Source organism: Saccharopolyspora ipomoeae, assembly GCF_029952525.1.
Classification (GTDB): Bacteria; Actinomycetota; Actinomycetes; order Mycobacteriales; family Pseudonocardiaceae; genus Saccharopolyspora; species Saccharopolyspora ipomoeae.
The window spans coordinates 1-14,838 of sequence record NZ_JASAOF010000040.1; the positions used below are offsets into that span (position 1 = coordinate 1).

13 protein-coding genes are annotated in these 14,838 nt (G+C 70.6%); 8 read left to right on the forward strand and 5 right to left on the reverse strand.

What is annotated here, in order from left to right; genetic code table 11:
* Positions 1 to 292 precede the first annotated feature (292 nt).
* Both QFW96_RS29955 and QFW96_RS29960 read left to right on the forward strand, forming a co-directional pair.
* Complete coding sequence (locus tag QFW96_RS29955; protein ID WP_281459116.1) at positions 293 to 922, forward strand: DUF4232 domain-containing protein; 630 nt, start codon at positions 293 to 295, stop codon at positions 920 to 922.
* A gap of 33 nt (positions 923 to 955) precedes the next feature.
* The gene (locus QFW96_RS29960; RefSeq protein ID WP_281459117.1) at positions 956 to 3,118 is read left to right on the forward strand and encodes a DUF8189 domain-containing protein; all 2,163 of its coding nucleotides are present in this window, start codon (positions 956 to 958) and stop codon (positions 3,116 to 3,118) included.
* Between the two features lie 46 nt (positions 3,119 to 3,164).
* Here the strand turns inward: QFW96_RS29960 and QFW96_RS29965 are convergent, their stop codons facing one another.
* Positions 3,165 to 4,169 carry an iron-siderophore ABC transporter substrate-binding protein gene (locus tag QFW96_RS29965; protein ID WP_281459118.1) on the reverse strand — a complete coding sequence of 335 codons (1,005 nt, stop codon included), beginning with the start codon at positions 4,167 to 4,169 and terminating at the stop codon, positions 3,165 to 3,167.
* 163 nt (positions 4,170 to 4,332) lie between these two features.
* Between QFW96_RS29965 and QFW96_RS29970 the strand changes: the two genes are divergently transcribed.
* The 5 genes from QFW96_RS29970 (at position 4,333) to QFW96_RS29990 (ending at position 10,481) form a co-directional block, all read left to right on the forward strand.
* On the forward strand, positions 4,333 to 5,082 hold the full coding sequence (locus QFW96_RS29970; RefSeq protein WP_281459119.1) for an EI24 domain-containing protein: 750 nt from the start codon (positions 4,333 to 4,335) through the stop codon (positions 5,080 to 5,082).
* Between the two features lie 37 nt (positions 5,083 to 5,119).
* Positions 5,120 to 6,526, forward strand: coding sequence for a M20 family metallopeptidase (locus QFW96_RS29975; RefSeq protein ID WP_281459128.1), 1,407 nt, complete (start codon positions 5,120 to 5,122; stop codon positions 6,524 to 6,526).
* Positions 6,527 to 6,573: 47 nt separating this feature from the next.
* Positions 6,574 to 7,281: a M50 family metallopeptidase gene (locus QFW96_RS29980; protein ID WP_281459120.1), complete on the forward strand. Its 708-nt coding sequence runs from the start codon at positions 6,574 to 6,576 to the stop codon at positions 7,279 to 7,281.
* A gap of 55 nt (positions 7,282 to 7,336) precedes the next feature.
* Positions 7,337 to 8,239, forward strand: a complete 903-nt coding sequence (locus QFW96_RS29985) for an oxidoreductase (protein ID WP_281459121.1) — start codon at positions 7,337 to 7,339, stop codon at positions 8,237 to 8,239.
* Between the two features lie 139 nt (positions 8,240 to 8,378).
* Positions 8,379 to 10,481 (forward strand): putative bifunctional diguanylate cyclase/phosphodiesterase, encoded by a 2,103-nt coding sequence (locus tag QFW96_RS29990; RefSeq protein WP_281459122.1) that lies wholly within the window; start codon positions 8,379 to 8,381, stop codon positions 10,479 to 10,481.
* A 51-nt stretch (positions 10,482 to 10,532) separates the two neighbouring features.
* On the opposite strand, the gene QFW96_RS29995 is transcribed toward QFW96_RS29990, so the two are convergent.
* On the reverse strand, positions 10,533 to 11,975 hold the full coding sequence (locus tag QFW96_RS29995; RefSeq protein ID WP_281459123.1) for an LVIVD repeat-containing protein: 1,443 nt from the start codon (positions 11,973 to 11,975) through the stop codon (positions 10,533 to 10,535).
* Positions 11,976 to 12,133: 158 nt separating this feature from the next.
* Here QFW96_RS29995 and QFW96_RS30000 point away from each other — a divergent pair, with 158 nt between their 5' ends.
* Positions 12,134 to 12,751, forward strand: a complete 618-nt coding sequence (locus QFW96_RS30000; protein WP_281459124.1) for a DUF305 domain-containing protein — start codon at positions 12,134 to 12,136, stop codon at positions 12,749 to 12,751.
* A 165-nt stretch (positions 12,752 to 12,916) separates the two neighbouring features.
* Here QFW96_RS30000 and QFW96_RS30005 read toward each other — a convergent pair whose 3' ends face one another.
* The 3 genes from QFW96_RS30005 to QFW96_RS30015 form a co-directional block, all read right to left on the reverse strand.
* On the reverse strand, positions 12,917 to 13,273 hold the full coding sequence (locus QFW96_RS30005; protein ID WP_281459125.1) for a GntR family transcriptional regulator: 357 nt from the start codon (positions 13,271 to 13,273) through the stop codon (positions 12,917 to 12,919).
* A 232-nt stretch (positions 13,274 to 13,505) separates the two neighbouring features.
* Positions 13,506 to 14,492 carry a methylmalonyl Co-A mutase-associated GTPase MeaB gene (gene meaB, locus QFW96_RS30010; protein WP_281459126.1) on the reverse strand — a complete coding sequence of 329 codons (987 nt, stop codon included), beginning with the start codon at positions 14,490 to 14,492 and terminating at the stop codon, positions 13,506 to 13,508.
* The coding region (locus tag QFW96_RS30015; protein ID WP_281459127.1) for a cobalamin-dependent protein at positions 14,492 to 14,838 on the reverse strand (347 nt) is incomplete at its 5' end. The genes QFW96_RS30015 and meaB, both read right to left, overlap by 1 nt.

Consider the following 14,838-nt stretch of genomic DNA (forward strand, 5'->3'; position numbering starts at 1 on the left):
CGTTGTCGACCCCTGGGGGTGGTCGACAACGCCCGCTCTTCGCATTCCGAAAAGTGTTTGCCCCTGAGTGGAATCACTCATCTATTCGCTCGCCGCTAACAATCGATCATGAATTGCCGACACCGCTGATCGGGTTGCGTCATCGATTACCCCGAGCACTTGATTCGGCCGATTCAGTGATCTGTCCAGCGTTTTCAACTAATCGGTCCTGACGAGCAAGATCCGCTTGGAAGACTCCCGCCCCGGATTCCGGCCCTTCGAGGCCGACGCAACTGGGAGGACAAGACCGAAAGTGTTGACAACCAGGGGGAAGCGCCTCGCGGCGGTCGTCGCCGCAGCTGCCGCGACGACCGTGTCTTGCGGCCAGATGGCCCCGCAGGCCCAGCAGCCACCGGCGACGGTGACCGTGACCCAACCCGCGCCGCAGGAGAGCGGGACGAGCAGCTCCGAGGAGACCTCGGAGTCCACTTCGGATGATTCCGAGACGGCGACGAGGTCGAAGGAGCCCGAGGCCGAGGACGGCCTGGCCTGCGCCGCCGAGGAGTTGCAGCTGCAGCTGGATCCGAACTACCCGCAGGCCGACGGGTCGCACATGACTCTGAAGGTCACCAACATCGGCGGTCGGCCGTGCCAGATCCGCGGTTACGGCGGACTGCAATTCGTGGACTTCGAGGGCAAGCCCGTCGACACCGAGCTCAACCGCCTGCAGGCGAACCCGCCGACGATCACCATCCAGCAGAGCCAGAGCGCAGGGCTGGATCTGACCTGGGACATCTACCAGTCGCCGTGCGTGGAGCCGGAGACGCTCCAGTTCACGCCGCCCGGCGATGACAAGGCGATCAAGTCGGTGTGGGGACGCGGCGCCGTCTGTCGCGGAGGACTCGTCGACGCCACCGCGTTCCGCAACGTCTGGGGCGGCTGACCAAGCCGACCTGAATGGTCAAGGGGAGGAAGAATGGCACAGCCACTCATCTGGTTGCTCGACGTCCTGCGCGGGGCCGGGCTCAACGTGCACGAGACCGAGGGGTGGCGCGACCGCGCCGCCGAGGGACGGCCGCCGGCGCCCATAGGAGTGCTTCAGCACCACACCGCGACGCGCACCTCGCCGCAGAACCCGGTGCCGACGCTCAACATGTGCGTCAACGGCCGCTCCGACCTGGAAGGACCGCTGTGCCAGGCGTTGATCGGGCTGGACGGCTCCATCCACCTGGTCGCCGCAGGCAGGGCGAACCACGCCGGTGAAGCCAAGGCCTCCGGTCCGATGCCCGCTGCAGGGAGCGGGAACGACATCTACATCGGATTCGAGTGGGACTACCAGGGCGTGGAGCAGCACCCGTCCCGCGAGCAGTACGACGCGGCAGTGCGCGCGACCGCTGCCGTGCTCCGCCACCTCCGGGTTCCCGCCGAGCACACCAGGGGGCACAAGGAGACGAGCGTGACCGGCAAGATCGACCCGGGCAACGTCGATCTGAACCAGTTCCGAGCGCACGTGTCGGCAGCGATGAACCATCCTGCCCCGCAGCCGAATCCGCCGGGACCGGCTCCGCAGCCCCAGCCCCCGCAGCCCCAGCCTCCGCAGGGCCAGCCGCAGGGGCCGCCGCCGCTTCCGCCGATCCCGGACAGCCCTCCGGCTCGTGCCGGGAACCCGGGTCCGCCGGATCCGGCGGTGATGCGGATCGTCTACCTGGTCGGCAAGCACATGAAGGTCTCCGACTACGTGATGCTGGCCGCGTTCGAGACGGGCTTGGTCGAGTCCCAGATGTCGAACCTCAACTGGGGGCACAGCACTTCGCTCGGTGTCTTCCAGCAGCGTCCGGAGTGGTGGGGAACGCCGCAGCAGTTGATGGACGTGCGGTACGCGGCGACGAAGTTCTTCGAAGCGGCGCTGAAGAAGGAGCGCGAGAACAACCGGCGCAGCGCGGGAGAGCTCGCGCAGGACGTGCAGGACTCCGCGCACCCGGAGCGCTACGACCAGCGCGAGGCGGAGGCCCGTCGGCTCATCGACGAGACAGCGCGCGGTGTGAGCGCTCCTCCGCCCGGTCCGAATCCGCCGCCTCCGCAGCAGGGTCGACCGCCGGTGCCGCCGCCTGCCCCGACCCCGCCTCCTGCGCCGGAGCCCGTGGTGCCCGCCGTGTTCGGGACCGGGATCCTGCCCGGCCGGGACGGGGCGCTGTCCGCGTTCGCGACGTCGTTGTCCGGGGAGGTCGTCACGGCGTGGCAGGTCGAGCCCGGTGGTGACTGGGTCGGCTGGCTGGGCATCGGTGGCGAGCCCGCAGGTCGTCCGGTGGCGGTGCGCGAACCGTCCGGCGGGATGGCGGTTTTCGTGCGCGACGACAACGGCGAGGTCATCACCTCGTCCTGCCCGAAGCAGGGCGCCAAGTGGGGTCCGTGGATCGGGCTGCGCGGCCGGATCACCGACGACCCGGTGGCGGTGCTGCGGCCGGACGGGGCGATCGCGCTGTACGCGGTCGGTCAGGACGGCACGCTGCACAGCGCCGCGCAGGCCGGTCGCGGCGGGCACTGGACCGACTGGGACGACCACGGCGGCGAGCTGATCGGCCGCCCGGCGGTGGCGCTCGGGCCCAACGGGGCCGTGTCGGTGTTCGCCCGCAACGCCCGGCGCGAGGTCGTGATGTCCGAGCAGGGCACGGCGGGCGCGGGCTGGTCGGACTGGAAGAGCCTGGGCGGCAGCATGGCCGGGGACCCGGTGGTGGTCACCCTCGCCCACGGCGTGACGGTGCTGTTCGCGGTCGGCGACGACGAGCAGCTCTACTGCCTGGAACGGCCCGGCGAGGGCGGGAGCTGGTCGGCCCTGGGCGGCGATTTCACCGGGACCCCGGCCGTCGGCCTGAACCCCAACGGGCGCCTGGAGGTCTTCGTCCGCGACACCTCGGGCGCGGTCCACACCGCCGAGCAGCAGGTGGCGCACGGCGGCTGGACCGCGTGGACCGACCTGGGCGGCGAGCTGGAGGGAGACCCGGTCGCCATCAGCCGACCGGACGGCGCCTGCACGCTGTTCGCGGTCGGCCGCGACGGCGACATGCGCACCGCGCACCAGCCGGAGCCGGACAGCCCCTGGAAGCCGTGGGCGGACCTAGTCGACACCCTCAAGGCCTGACGCGGCCGGGGGATTCGACCGCCGCGTCGAATCCCCCGGGACCGCCTCAGCTGAGGGCGTCGAGGAGCTTCGGGGTGAGGTGGTCGAGGGCGAAGGGGATGCTGGACACCGTCGCCGAGCCCAGGGCCATCGTGAGGTCGTAGTCGTCGAGGAGGACGAGGGACCCGCGCTTGGCCGCCGGGAGGTTGTTGAGCAGCGGGTCGTCGCGGACCGCTTCGACGTCGTTGGCCTTGGCCGTGGTGACGATGACGACGTCGGCGTCGAGCAGCGAGACCTGCTCCTTGCTGACCTTGACGTTGAACTTGCCGCCGCTGTCCATGCCCTCGATCGCCGGTGACAGCCGCAGGCCCAGCTGCTCCAGCAGCGCCGTGCGGGCGTCCTGCTTGGTGTAGGCGGCGTAGGTGCCCGCGGCGTCGGTGCGGACAACGACGTGCGTCTTGCCCTCGAAAACCGGGTTGGCCCTGCGGGTCTCGTCGATGCGCGCCTGCGTCTGCTCCAGGAGCCTCGCGACCTCGGCCTGCTTGCCGAGGGCCTGGCCGATGGTCTCGGCCTGCACGCGCCAGTTGACGCCGTAGTCGATGGAGTTCGGCGGCTGCGCCACCACCGGGGCGAAGCTCATCAGCCGGTTGTACTGCTCCTGCGTCAGCGCGCTCTGCACCGCCAGGGACACCTCGGGTGCCAGGGCGATGACGCCCTCGACGTCGACCTCGCTGCCGAAGACCTTCGGCCGCTGCCCGCCCAGCATCGGCTCGACCCACGGTCCGACGCCGCTGTCCCACGGCCCCCACTGGGTCAGACCGGCCGGGATGACGCCCAGCGGCAGCAGCACGTCGTGATCGGTGATGCCCAGGCTGACCACGCGCTGCGGGGCCGCCTGGATGTCGGCCGCGCCGTAGCGGTTGGGGATGCGCACCGGGAACCCGGGGCCGGACGGGGTGGCCCCGCCCGGGCTCGTGGCGCCGCCGCTGCACGCGGCCAGGCCCGCCGCAACGAGGCCGGTCGCGCCCGCCAGGAAGCCCCGACGGCCGATCACGCTGGGGGGAGGAGTCATAGCCGAAGTCCTTCATCGTCCGGTTCCGGGCGGTTCACCCGAAGCTGTAGCCCAAGAGAGGCTAACCTAACTCACCCTCGATCAACTCCTGGTCGATCGGTGAAACCGCTCACCGACCTTCCAGTACGGTGGATCAAGATCGCCGATCACGGGAGTGGACGCAATGAGTTCCTTCGCCGCCGGAATCCGCGCACTGGGCTCCGGTCTGGGCATCATCCTGCGCAGCCCGAGACTGCTGCTGCTCGGTGCCATCCCCGCTCTGATCAGCGCGTTGCTGCTGCTGGGAACCCTGGGGACGCTGATCTACTTCAGCGGTGACCTGACCACCTGGATGACGCCGTTCGCCGACGGCTGGGCCGAGTTCGCCCGCAAGGGGCTGCGGATCCTGCTCGGCGCGGCGCTGGTCGGCGCCGCCGCCGTGCTGGGGTCGATCTCGTTCATCGCGCTCACCCTGCTCATCGGCGGACCGTTCTACGAGCACATCGCGGAGAAGGCCGAGGAGCAGCTGGGGCTGGACACCTCCGACGACGGCGCCGGTTTCGCCCGCCAGCTCGGCCGGGGCGTCCGGGACTCGCTCAAGCTCGTCGCCGTGGCGGTGGTCGGCGCCGTCGTGCTGCTGATCATCGGGTTCATCCCGGTCGCGGGCCAGATCGCCGGGGTCGTGCTGGGCGCGCTGTTCGGCGCGTGGGTGATCAGCCTGGAGATGGTGGGGCTGGTGTTCCAGCGGCGCGGCCTGGCCTTCGGCCGACGCCACCGCGCGCTGCGCGAGCACAAGGCGATGACGCTCGGCTTCGGGCTGCCCGCCTACCTGCTGTGCCTGGTCCCCGTGCTGCAGCTGCTGGTCATCCCGGCCGCCGTGGTCGGCGGCACGCTGCTGGCGCACCGGGTGCTGGAACCGGTTACCTCGGAGTGATGTGGCCGTTCAACCGGCGGCCTAGAGTCGGGGTGTGATGCAGCCCGTTCAGCCCGACGAGTCCTACCTGCGCGCGGTCGCCGCGGCCACCGAGAAGGCCGTGGCGACGGCCGAACCCCTGCGCTCCGCGCACGCCGGCGCCGACGAGGCGCTGCTGACCGCGGCCGAGCGGTGGGTCACCGAGCACCGCGACGACCTGCTGGCGCTGAGCCACGACCTGCACGCGCACCCGGAGGAGGCCTACGCCGAGCACCGCTCGGTCGCCCGGGTCGCCGAGCTGCTGCGGGGCTTCGGGCACGACGTGGAGGTCGGCGTCGGCGGTCTGGACACCGCGCTGCGCGCGGGCGTGGGCAGCGGCGGTCCGCACGTGGCGGTGCTGGCCGAGTACGACGCGCTGCCCGGCATCGGGCACGGCTGCGGCCACAACATCATCTGCGCGGCCGGTGTCGGCGGGTTCCTCGCCGCCGCTTCAGCGGTCCTGGACCCCGCCGCTTCAGCGGTCCTGGACCCCGCCGCTTCAGCGGTCCAGAACACCGCCGCTTCAGCGGTCCACAACCCCGCGGCCCCGGTCGCCGAGCGCACCGGTGGCCGGGTCAGCCTCGTCGGCACCCCGGCCGAGGAGGGCGGGGGCGGCAAGGAACACCTCGCCAGGGCGGGGGTTTTCGACGACGTCGACGCCGTGGTGATGCTGCACCCGTTCTCGCACGACATCGCCGCGCACCCGTTCCTCGGCCGCAGGCAGGTCGAGATCGTCTTCCACGGGGTGGCCGCGCACGCCTCCGCCCAGCCGTTCATGGGCCGCAACGCCCTCGACGCGGTCGTGGCGGCCTACCAGGGCATCGCGGCGATGCGCCAGCACATGCCGTCCACCGACCGCGTGCACGGCGTCATCACCGATGGCGGCAAGCGCCCCAACGTCGTTCCCGACCGGGCCGCAGCGCTGTTCTACGTGCGCTCGGCCGAACCCGGTTCGCTGCAGGACCTCGCGCGGCGGGTGGAGTCGATCGCGCGCGGGGCGGCCGAGATGACCGGCTGCGGCGTGGAGCTCAACTGGGACCACAACCCCGCCTACCTGCCGATCCGGCACAACGACACCCTCGCCGCCCGGTGGGCCGGGCACCAGAGCAGGCGCGGCCGCACCTCGCTGCCGCGCGGCGTCGTCCCCGACTACCTGACCGGCTCGACGGACCTGGGGAACCTCAGCTTCCGGATGCCCGCGATCCACCCGATGATCGGACTGGGCGACGCGAACCTCTCGCTGCACACCGAAGGTTTCGCCGCCGCAGCGGGTTCCGAGGCCGGAGACGCGGCGGTGATCGACGGCGCCGTCGGCCTCGCGCTGACCACAGTGGACTACCTCGCGGACGGTGACCTCCGAGCCGCCGTCCGCGACGAGTTCGAAGCCGCAGGAGGAGTCCTGGACGTACCGAACTACTTCCGGTGACCGCTAGGGTTGGGCCGCGAAACGGCCTCTAGTAGTTCGGATCTGGTGTGGACGAATTGGTGCGCAACGCCACCGCGCGGTTGCTCGACTCCGGCAACGTCGCGGCGCTGATCGCCGGGGTGATCGCGCTCGTCCTGGTGCTCCACCGCGGCACCTGGTTACCCCTGCGCAACGTGGTGACCATCGCCCACGAGGGCGGGCACGCCGTCGTGGCGCTGCTCAGCGGCCGCAAGCTCAACGGCATCCGGCTGCACTCCGACACCTCCGGGCTGACCGTCTCCACCGGCCGCGCGCACGGCCCCGGCATGGTGTTCACGCTGGTCGCGGGCTATCCCGCGGTGTCGCTGCTGGGGCTGGCCGGCGCGTGGCTGGTCACATCCGACCGCGAGAGCTGGATGCTGTGGGGCTGCATCGTCCTGCTCGCGCTGATGCTGCTCGCGGTGCGCAACGCCTACGGCGTGCTGTCGGTGGTGGTCACCGGTGGTGCGCTCGGCGCGGTGTCGTGGCTGGCGAGCCCGTCGTGGCAGGCGCTGTGCGCGGCGCTGCTGTGCTGGTTCCTGCTCATCGGCGGGATCCGGCCGATCAGCGAGCTCGGTCGCAAGCGCCGGCGCGGGCGGGCCGGGGACTCCGACGCCGACCAGCTGGCCCGGCTGACCGGCGTGGCCGGGGGAGCGTGGATGTTCCTGTGGTACCTGTTCGGGCTGGCGTCCCTGCTGGTCGGTGGCTTCTGGCTGCTGCTGATGCCTCAGGTGTAGGTGGGGATCGGCACCATTTCTTGCCGCGTGGTCGGTTTTCTAGCAGCATCGCGGCGTGACGATTGCGAATGCTCTGGGTGGCAAGTTCCCGCTGGACGCGGGCCTGACGGTCAACCGCGTCGGGTTCGGCGCGATGCAGCTGGCCGGGCCGGGCGTCTTCGGCCCGCCCGCCGACCGCGACCGGGCGCTGGCGGTCCTGCGGCGCGCCGTCGAGCTCGGCATCGACCACATCGACACCAGCGACTTCTACGGGCCGTGGGTCGTCAACGAGCTGATCGCCGAGGCGCTGCACCCCTACGACGCGCACCTGGTGCTGGCCACCAAGATCGGCGCCTACCGCGACGACAAGGTGAACTGGCTGCCGCTGAACCACCCCGACGCGCTGCGCGCGCAGGTCCACGACAACCTGCGCCGCCTCAAGGTCGACGTCCTCGACCTGGTCTACCTGCGCGACATGGGACCGCAGGACGGCATCGCCTTCGCCGACCAGGTGGGCGCGCTGCACGAGCTGAAGGAACAGGGGCTGATCCGCGACGTCGGACTGTCCAACGTGGAGCTCGACCACTTCGAGGAGGCCCGGTCGATCACCACGATCGCCTCGGTGCAGAACCTCTACAACGTCGTCAACCGCACCTCGGCGGCGCTGCTGCGCGCCACCACCGAGGCCGAGGTCGCGTTCGTCCCGTTCTTCCCGCTGGGCTCCGGTTTCGCCGACAGCCGGGCGCGCGGCGACGACGCGCTCAAGTCCGTCGCCGACAAGCACGGCGCCACCCAGGCCCAGGTGTCGCTGGCCTGGCTGCTGCACCGCGCCTCCAACATCCTGCTCATCCCGGGCACCTCCTCCGTCGAGCACCTGGAGGAGAACACCGCCGCCGCCACCCTGGTCCTCGACGAGGACGACACCGCGATGCTCGACGCCCTGGTCGCCGACGGCGAAACCCTGGAAGAGGCCCACTGAGGTCATCAGGTTGATCGATCCTGATGCGGCCGTCGTGACTCCGCTGTGGTGCGCGCCCGGTATCCTGTGCGGGTGCGCGCCGCCGGGGAGGTGCGCGGACCTATTCGCTTCGCCGGGCTGACGCTGACGGACGGGTGAGATGACCGAGGGTGATCCGGACGGGCTACCTCCGGAAACCGTGTGGCGCGATGATGTCGCGCGCCGCTGGGCCGCAGAGCTGAGCACCACCTCCTACCTCCCCCTCCCGCGCGAGGACGTCGCGAAGTCCCTGGCGGACCTGCTGGACCAGATCGTCGTCGCGCTCGCCGACACCGAGAAGGCCGCCGAGGTCGGGCGCGTCGTGGGCTCTCGGCTCGTCGAGATCCGGGCCACCGGCGAGGAAAGCCTGTCGGTGAGCCTGAGAATCCTTCAGGACGCGCTGCTCTCGGACGGCGTCGAGGTCGACGCGCTGCTGTCGGTGCTCACCGAGGTCGCCGCCGGGTACGCCGCCGCGGACCGGGAGAACACCTTCGCCCAGCAGGAGACCCTGAACAAGGCGCTGCTGAGCTCCAAGCTCAAGACCGACCGGGAGCTCAAGGCCAGCGAGGCCCGCTTCAGCGAGGTGTTCACCTCCACCCCGATCGGCGTCGCCATCACCGACCTCCGAGGCCGGTTCGTGCAGGTCAACCCGGCGTTCGAGCGAGTGCTGGGGTATCACGCCGACGACCTGGCGCCGATGTGCATCGACCGGCTCTTCCACCCCGAGGACGCCGAGTACCTGAGCGCCTCCTACCGCGAGCTCGTCGAGGGCGCGAGGGCCACGCGGATCAGCGACCGGAAGCGGCTGGTGCGCGCCGACGGCGAGGCCGCCTGGTGCTTCCTGGGCGTGTCGGTGCTGCACGGCGCCGACGGGACCCCGTGCGGCGTGGTCACGATGGTCGAGGACATCACCGAGCTGCACCTGCTGCAGGACCGCTTCCAGCACCAGGCGCTGCACGACGCGCTCACCGGCCTGCCGAACCGGGGCTTCTTCCACACCCGGCTGGAGGCGGCGCTGGTCAACCTGCCCCGCGACGCGCGGCTGGCGCTGTACCAGCTGGGGCTGGACGGCTTCGAGCTGATCAACGACGGGCTCGGCTACGCCGTCGGCGACCAGCTCATCCGCACCGTCGCGCGCCGGCTGGAGCACCTCGTCGAGGACGAGGAGGCGCTGGTGTCGCGCTACGGCGGCACCGAGTTCGCGCTGCTGGTCTGGGAGCAGCCCGACACCCCGTCGGTGCCGGTGATGACGCAGCTGATCAACGAGATGCTCGCCGAACCCGTCTACGTCGGCGGTCGCGGTATCGCGGCCACCGCCAGCATCGGCGTGGTGCAGCGGACGGTCGGCGAGGCCGACGCGGCGAACATGCTCTGGGCCGCCGACGTCGCGCTGCGGCGCGCCGATGCCGCGGGCAAGCGGCAGTGGGCGCTGTTCGACCCGGACCTGGCACCGGAGGAGCGCGAGGAGAGCCAGCTCGCGGCGATCATGCCGGGCGGCCTGGAGATGGGCGAGTTCGACGTCGTCTACCGGCCGTCGATCCGGTTGCCCGACCGCGGTCTCTGCACGATGGAGGCCGAGTTCCGCTGGGACACGGGCGATTTCGGCGTCATCGAGCACACCGACTGCACGCGGCTGGCGGAGCGCTCCGGGGTCACGCTGGCGATGCGGGACTGGATGCTGCAGACCGCCTGGCAGCACTTGGGGGAGTGGCGCGCCGACGGGCACCGGGTGTCCCTGTCGCTGGCGCTGAGCCCGAACCAGGGGCGTGATCCCGACCTGGCGGCGGTGGTGCACAAGGTCCTCGACGAGTCCGAGCTCGACCCGGGCCTGCTGCGGCTGTGCATGCCGATCGCCGCGATCAGCGAGAACGAGGAAGCTCGGGAGAACCTGCGGCACCTGAGGGCTCGCGGTATCGAGGCGTCGTTGCACGACTTCACCGGATCTCCCGGCGAGCTGCGGTTGCTGCGCGAGCTGCCGGTGGACTCGGTGCGGCTGTCCGAGGAGGTCGTCCGCCTGGTGCACGCGGCGGAGTCGCCGGAGACGCCCGAGATCCAGGCCCTGCGCGGCCTGATCCCGCTGATGAGCGGTGTTCGGCTCTGCGTCGACCACGTCGAGACCGAGGAGCAGCTCGCCCTCTGGCAGGACATCGGTTGCGCCGTCGTCGCGGGCCCGCTCTTCGGCTCCCCGATGCTGTCCTTCGACGTCCCGGCCTTCCTGGTCTGAAACGCCGAACGCCCCCGCCGCGGAGCGCGGCGAGGGCGTTCGGGGCTGGTGCTAGTTCTCGTAGACGGGCTGGGTCTGCGGGTTGAACTCCTCGTAGCGGACCTTCTTGGCCGAGTCCGTGCGCGGATCGCGCAGGTCGAGGACGTCCAGGCCCTCCTGGATGCCGCTGGAGTAGATGTGGCCGTTGTAGTAGTACGCCGACCACGATCCCGCCAGCTGCAGCTCGTTCGGGTTGAACGCCGAGCGGTCGAAGTGGGCGATCTCCTGCGGCTTGGTGGAGTCGGTGAAGTCGAACACCGAGATCCCGCCCTGGTACCAGGCCTGGACCATGAAGTCCCCGCCCGCGACCGGGATCAGCGATCCGTTGTGCGCCACGCAGTTCTCGGTGTCGGCCTGGTGCCGCGGGATCTTGTAGTAGCTCTTGAACTCCAGCTTCGAGTCCGCGCCCGAGCCGGTGATGTCGTAGATGCCGTTGGCGCCGCGCACCGGGCCGGTGGCCTCGTTGCAGGTCGCCGCGCCACCGCCGCCGAGCTCGTCGGTGAAGATGACCTTGGTGCCCTCGTTGTTGAAGGTGGCGCTGTGCCAGAACGCGAAGTTGGTGTCGTCGCGGACCTGGTTGATCACGCGCGGCTTCTCGCGGTCGGAGATGTCGAACAGCACGCCGTCACCCATGCACGCGCCCGCCGCGAGGTCCTTGGCGGGGAACACGGTGATGTCGTGGCAGCCGGTGGTCTCGCTGATGCCGTCCGGGGCACCGGGGTTGCCGCCGTCCGGGAACAGCACCGGGGCGTCGACCAGCTGCGGCGAGGCCGGATCGGCCAGCGGCACCTTGATGATGGAGATCTTGTCGTGCGGCGGCTGGCAGTTCGGGAACTCCGCCTTCGGCCCGTAGGACGAGACGTAGAGGTAGACGTTCTCGCCCGTCTTGTCCGGCACGAGGGTGTGGGTGTGCGAACCGCAGTCGGTCGCGATCGCCGAGACGTAGCGCGGCTTGGCGGGGTCGCTGATGTCGAAGACCTTCATGCCCTCCCACCCGTTGGGGTCGGCAGCGTCGGTCTCCTCGCTGGTGCAGGTGTTGTTGCTGCGCGGGTAGTCGGTCGAGACGAACAGCAGGTCGCCCGACACCGACATGTCGCCCTGGCCGCCCGGGCACTGGACCTGGGTGATGATGCGGGGCTTCTTCGGGTTGGCGATGTCGTAGACGACGAAGCCGTCGTAGTTGCCGACGTAGGCGATGTCCTGCTTGAACGCGATGTCCGTGCCGTAGGCCTCCAGGGTGTTGAACGGGGCCTGCTTGGGCAGGTTCGCGACGTGGTCGACGTTCTCGCTCTTGTCGATCTCGGAGTTCGGTGCCGCGACCTGCTGCGCGGAGTACTGCTCGGGGCCGTCGCTCGGCGGGGTCGCGGCGGTCGCGGGCGCGAGCGACAGGCTCAGCGCCAGCACCCCGATCGCGGCTCCCAGCACGCGTTTCCGGCCGGTCGAGTGAGTGAACAAAGCCGATCCACCCCCTGGTTCGGATGTCGTGGCCGCTTCCGGGGCAGCCGCCGACAGCGGTTTCGGTCGACCGCGTTCACCCAGTATCGTGTTGCCGGATTACGGCTGGAATAGGCTTTTTCGGCGGTTTTTTCACGGTTTTCCCAGAGGGGGCGGAAATGACGCGAACGTCGGTGCTGGGAATGCTGCTGGTCGCGGGCGTGGTGGCGGGGTGCTCGGGGGAGCCCGAGGCCCCGGCCGGGCCGCCGGTCGTGCTGCCGGGCGCGCCGGGGGACGAGCCGCATGTGGTGGCCGGCGCCGAGCCGGATCGGGGCGGGGCGAGCCAGGTCGAGGTCGACTACCTGCGGAACATGATCGCCCACCACGAGCAGGCCGTGGAGATGACGGCGCTGACGCCCGAGCGCGCGCAGAACGCGAAGCTGCGCTCCCTGTCGGATCGCATCGGCGGCGCGCAGGCGCCGGAGATCGGGATGATGCGGGGCTGGCTGAGCAGTCGCGGTGCCGGGCACTCCGGGCACGCGGGGCACGACCACGCGACGATGCCGGGCATGGCCACGCCCGAGCAGCTCGCCCAGCTCGCGGCGTCGCGCGGCGCCGACTACGACCGGCTGTTCCTGCAGCTGATGATCGCCCACCACGAGGGCGCGCTGACGATGGCGACGCAGCTGCTCACCACCGGCCGCGACGAGCAGGTCCACGAGATGGCCCAGGACGCCCTGGTCACCCAGCAGGACGAGATCACGACGATGCGAGCCCTGCAGCGCGAGGTCGGCTGAGTGCTGCTTCGTGGTTGCTCCGCTCAGCGGAACCTGAGCCGGATTCCCGCTCCTGGAGTGCGTGGCGTCCCGGCGGCGTGCTCGCCGCGAAGGCCCTGAGGCGCAGCGGTGCGGGTTGCCGGGGCGGTGGAAGAGGATGCGGCTCCGCGGCACGCCCCGACAGCCCTAGACCTTCAGCGCGGCCTGCACGATCGCGAGCGCTTCGTTCTTGGGGATGCCCAGCGCGTGGGTGATCTGCGCGTAGGTCGCCGCGGCCTCGGCGGCCCGCGCGGCAGCCTGATCACCCGCATCGCTGACGAAAGTGCCTGCTCGGCCGCGTGTTTCGATCAACCCGGCCTGTTCGAGCTCCCGGTACGCCTTCGCCGCGGTGTTCGCCGCGATCCCCAGCTCAGCGGCCAGCGCCCGCACGGTGGGCAGCTTCTCGCCGACCGCCAGATCACCGGCGTTGATCTGCTCGGCCACGCTCGACCGCACCTGCTCGAAGGGAGGTACCTCGGAGTCCGGATCAACGCTGATCCGCATGCGCTCACCGTCCCAACTCACCCGACACGACGTCCTGTCCCACCCAGTATCGGCCCGTCCCCGCCCGAACCTTCGCCCGGGGCCACGCCGGGGTGACCCGATTACTCCGGTATTCGGGTACCCGATTACGGCGGTATTCCGTGTCCAACCCGGAAAACTCCCGTAATCAGAAACCCGAATACCGGAGTAATCGGGGATCTGAACGCGGGAGGGTGCCGGTCGCGGAGGCGGTTCAGGTTCTGCGGAAGGTGTTGAGGAGGGTTTGGGCTGCTTGGCCCGGGGGGAGGGTGCCCTCGGCGACCTGGGATTCGAGGGTGGGGAGGAGGGATTGGACCTCGGGGTCGTGGGTGAGGTCGGAGATGAGCTGGTCTCGGACCATGGACCAGGTCCACTCGATCTGCTGGCGGGCTCGTTTTTCCGCGAGTTCGCCGGTTTCCGAGAGGGTTTCGTGGTGCTGGCGGATCTGGTCCCAGAGGGTGTCCAGGCCCAGGGACTGCAAGCCGCTGCAGGTGAGGACCGGGGGCGTCCAGGAGGAGCTGACCGGGGTGAGCAGGCGCAGGGCGCCGCGGAGTTCGCGGGCGGCCTTCTTCGCTTCGGTCGCGTGCTCGCCGTCGGCCTTGTTGACCGCGATGATGTCGGCGAGCTCCAGCACGCCCTTCTTGATGCCCTGCAGCTGGTCACCGGTGCGGGCCAGCGACAGCAGCAGGAAGCAGTCGACCATCCCGGCCACCGTCACCTCGGACTGCCCGACGCCGACGGTCTCCACCAGCACCACGTCGTACCCGGCGGCTTCCATCAGCAGGATCGTCTCGCGCGTGGCGCGCGCGACCCCGCCGAGCGTGCCCGCCGACGGCGAGGGCCGCACGAACGCCGACGGGTCCGAGGCCAGCCGGCCCATCCGGGTCTTGTCGCCGAGGATGCTGCCGCCGCTGCGCGTCGACGACGGGTCCACCGCCAGCACCGCGACCCGATGCCCCTGCTCGGTGAGCATCGAGCCCAGCGCCTCGATGAACGTCGACTTGCCCACGCCGGGCACACCGGTGATGCCGATCCGGTGCGCCCCGCCGCTGTGCGGGAGCAGCTCGGTGAGCAGGTCCTGCGTGAGCGCGCGGTGGTCGGCGCGGGTGGACTCCACCAGCGTGATGGCCTGGGCGAGCTTGGTGCGCGAGCCGTCCACGACGCCCTTGGCGTAGTCGTGGATGTCGATCGTGCGTGGCATCAGTGTTCGAGTCGGTCGCGGAGTTCGTCGAGGAGCCCGGACGCGGCGTCGGCGATGACGGTGCCGGGCGGGAAGATCGCCGAGGCCCCGGCTTGGCGGAGGGCGTCGAAGTCGGCGGGCGGGATGACGCCGCCGACGACGATCATGATGTCCTCCCGGCCGATCGCGGCCAGTTCCTCGCGCAGCGCGGGGACCAGGGTGAGGTGCCCGGCGGCGAGGCTGGAGACCCCGACGATGTGCACGTCGGCCTCGGCGGCCTGGCGCGCGACCTCGGTGGGGGTCTGGAACAGCGGGCCGACGTCGACGTCGAAGCCGAGGTCGGCGAAGGCGGTGGCGATGACCTTCT

Excerpts from the sequence above, each read along its gene's own strand:
- QFW96_RS30005 (WP_281459125.1), bottom strand. The coding sequence starts at position 13,273 with ATGCGGATCAGCGTTGATCCGGACTCCGAGGTACCTCCCTTCGAGCAG.
- QFW96_RS30000 (WP_281459124.1), top strand. The coding sequence starts at position 12,134 with ATGACGCGAACGTCGGTGCTGGGAATGCTGCTGGTCGCGGGCGTGGTG.
- meaB (WP_281459126.1), bottom strand. The coding sequence starts at position 14,492 with ATGCCACGCACGATCGACATCCACGACTACGCCAAGGGCGTCGTGGAC.
- QFW96_RS29975 (WP_281459128.1), top strand. The coding sequence starts at position 5,120 with ATGCAGCCCGTTCAGCCCGACGAGTCCTACCTGCGCGCGGTCGCCGCG.
- QFW96_RS29965 (WP_281459118.1), bottom strand. The coding sequence starts at position 4,169 with ATGACTCCTCCCCCCAGCGTGATCGGCCGTCGGGGCTTCCTGGCGGGC.
- QFW96_RS29990 (WP_281459122.1), top strand. The coding sequence starts at position 8,379 with ATGACCGAGGGTGATCCGGACGGGCTACCTCCGGAAACCGTGTGGCGC.
- QFW96_RS29970 (WP_281459119.1), top strand. The coding sequence starts at position 4,333 with ATGAGTTCCTTCGCCGCCGGAATCCGCGCACTGGGCTCCGGTCTGGGC.
- QFW96_RS29960 (WP_281459117.1), top strand. The coding sequence starts at position 956 with ATGGCACAGCCACTCATCTGGTTGCTCGACGTCCTGCGCGGGGCCGGG.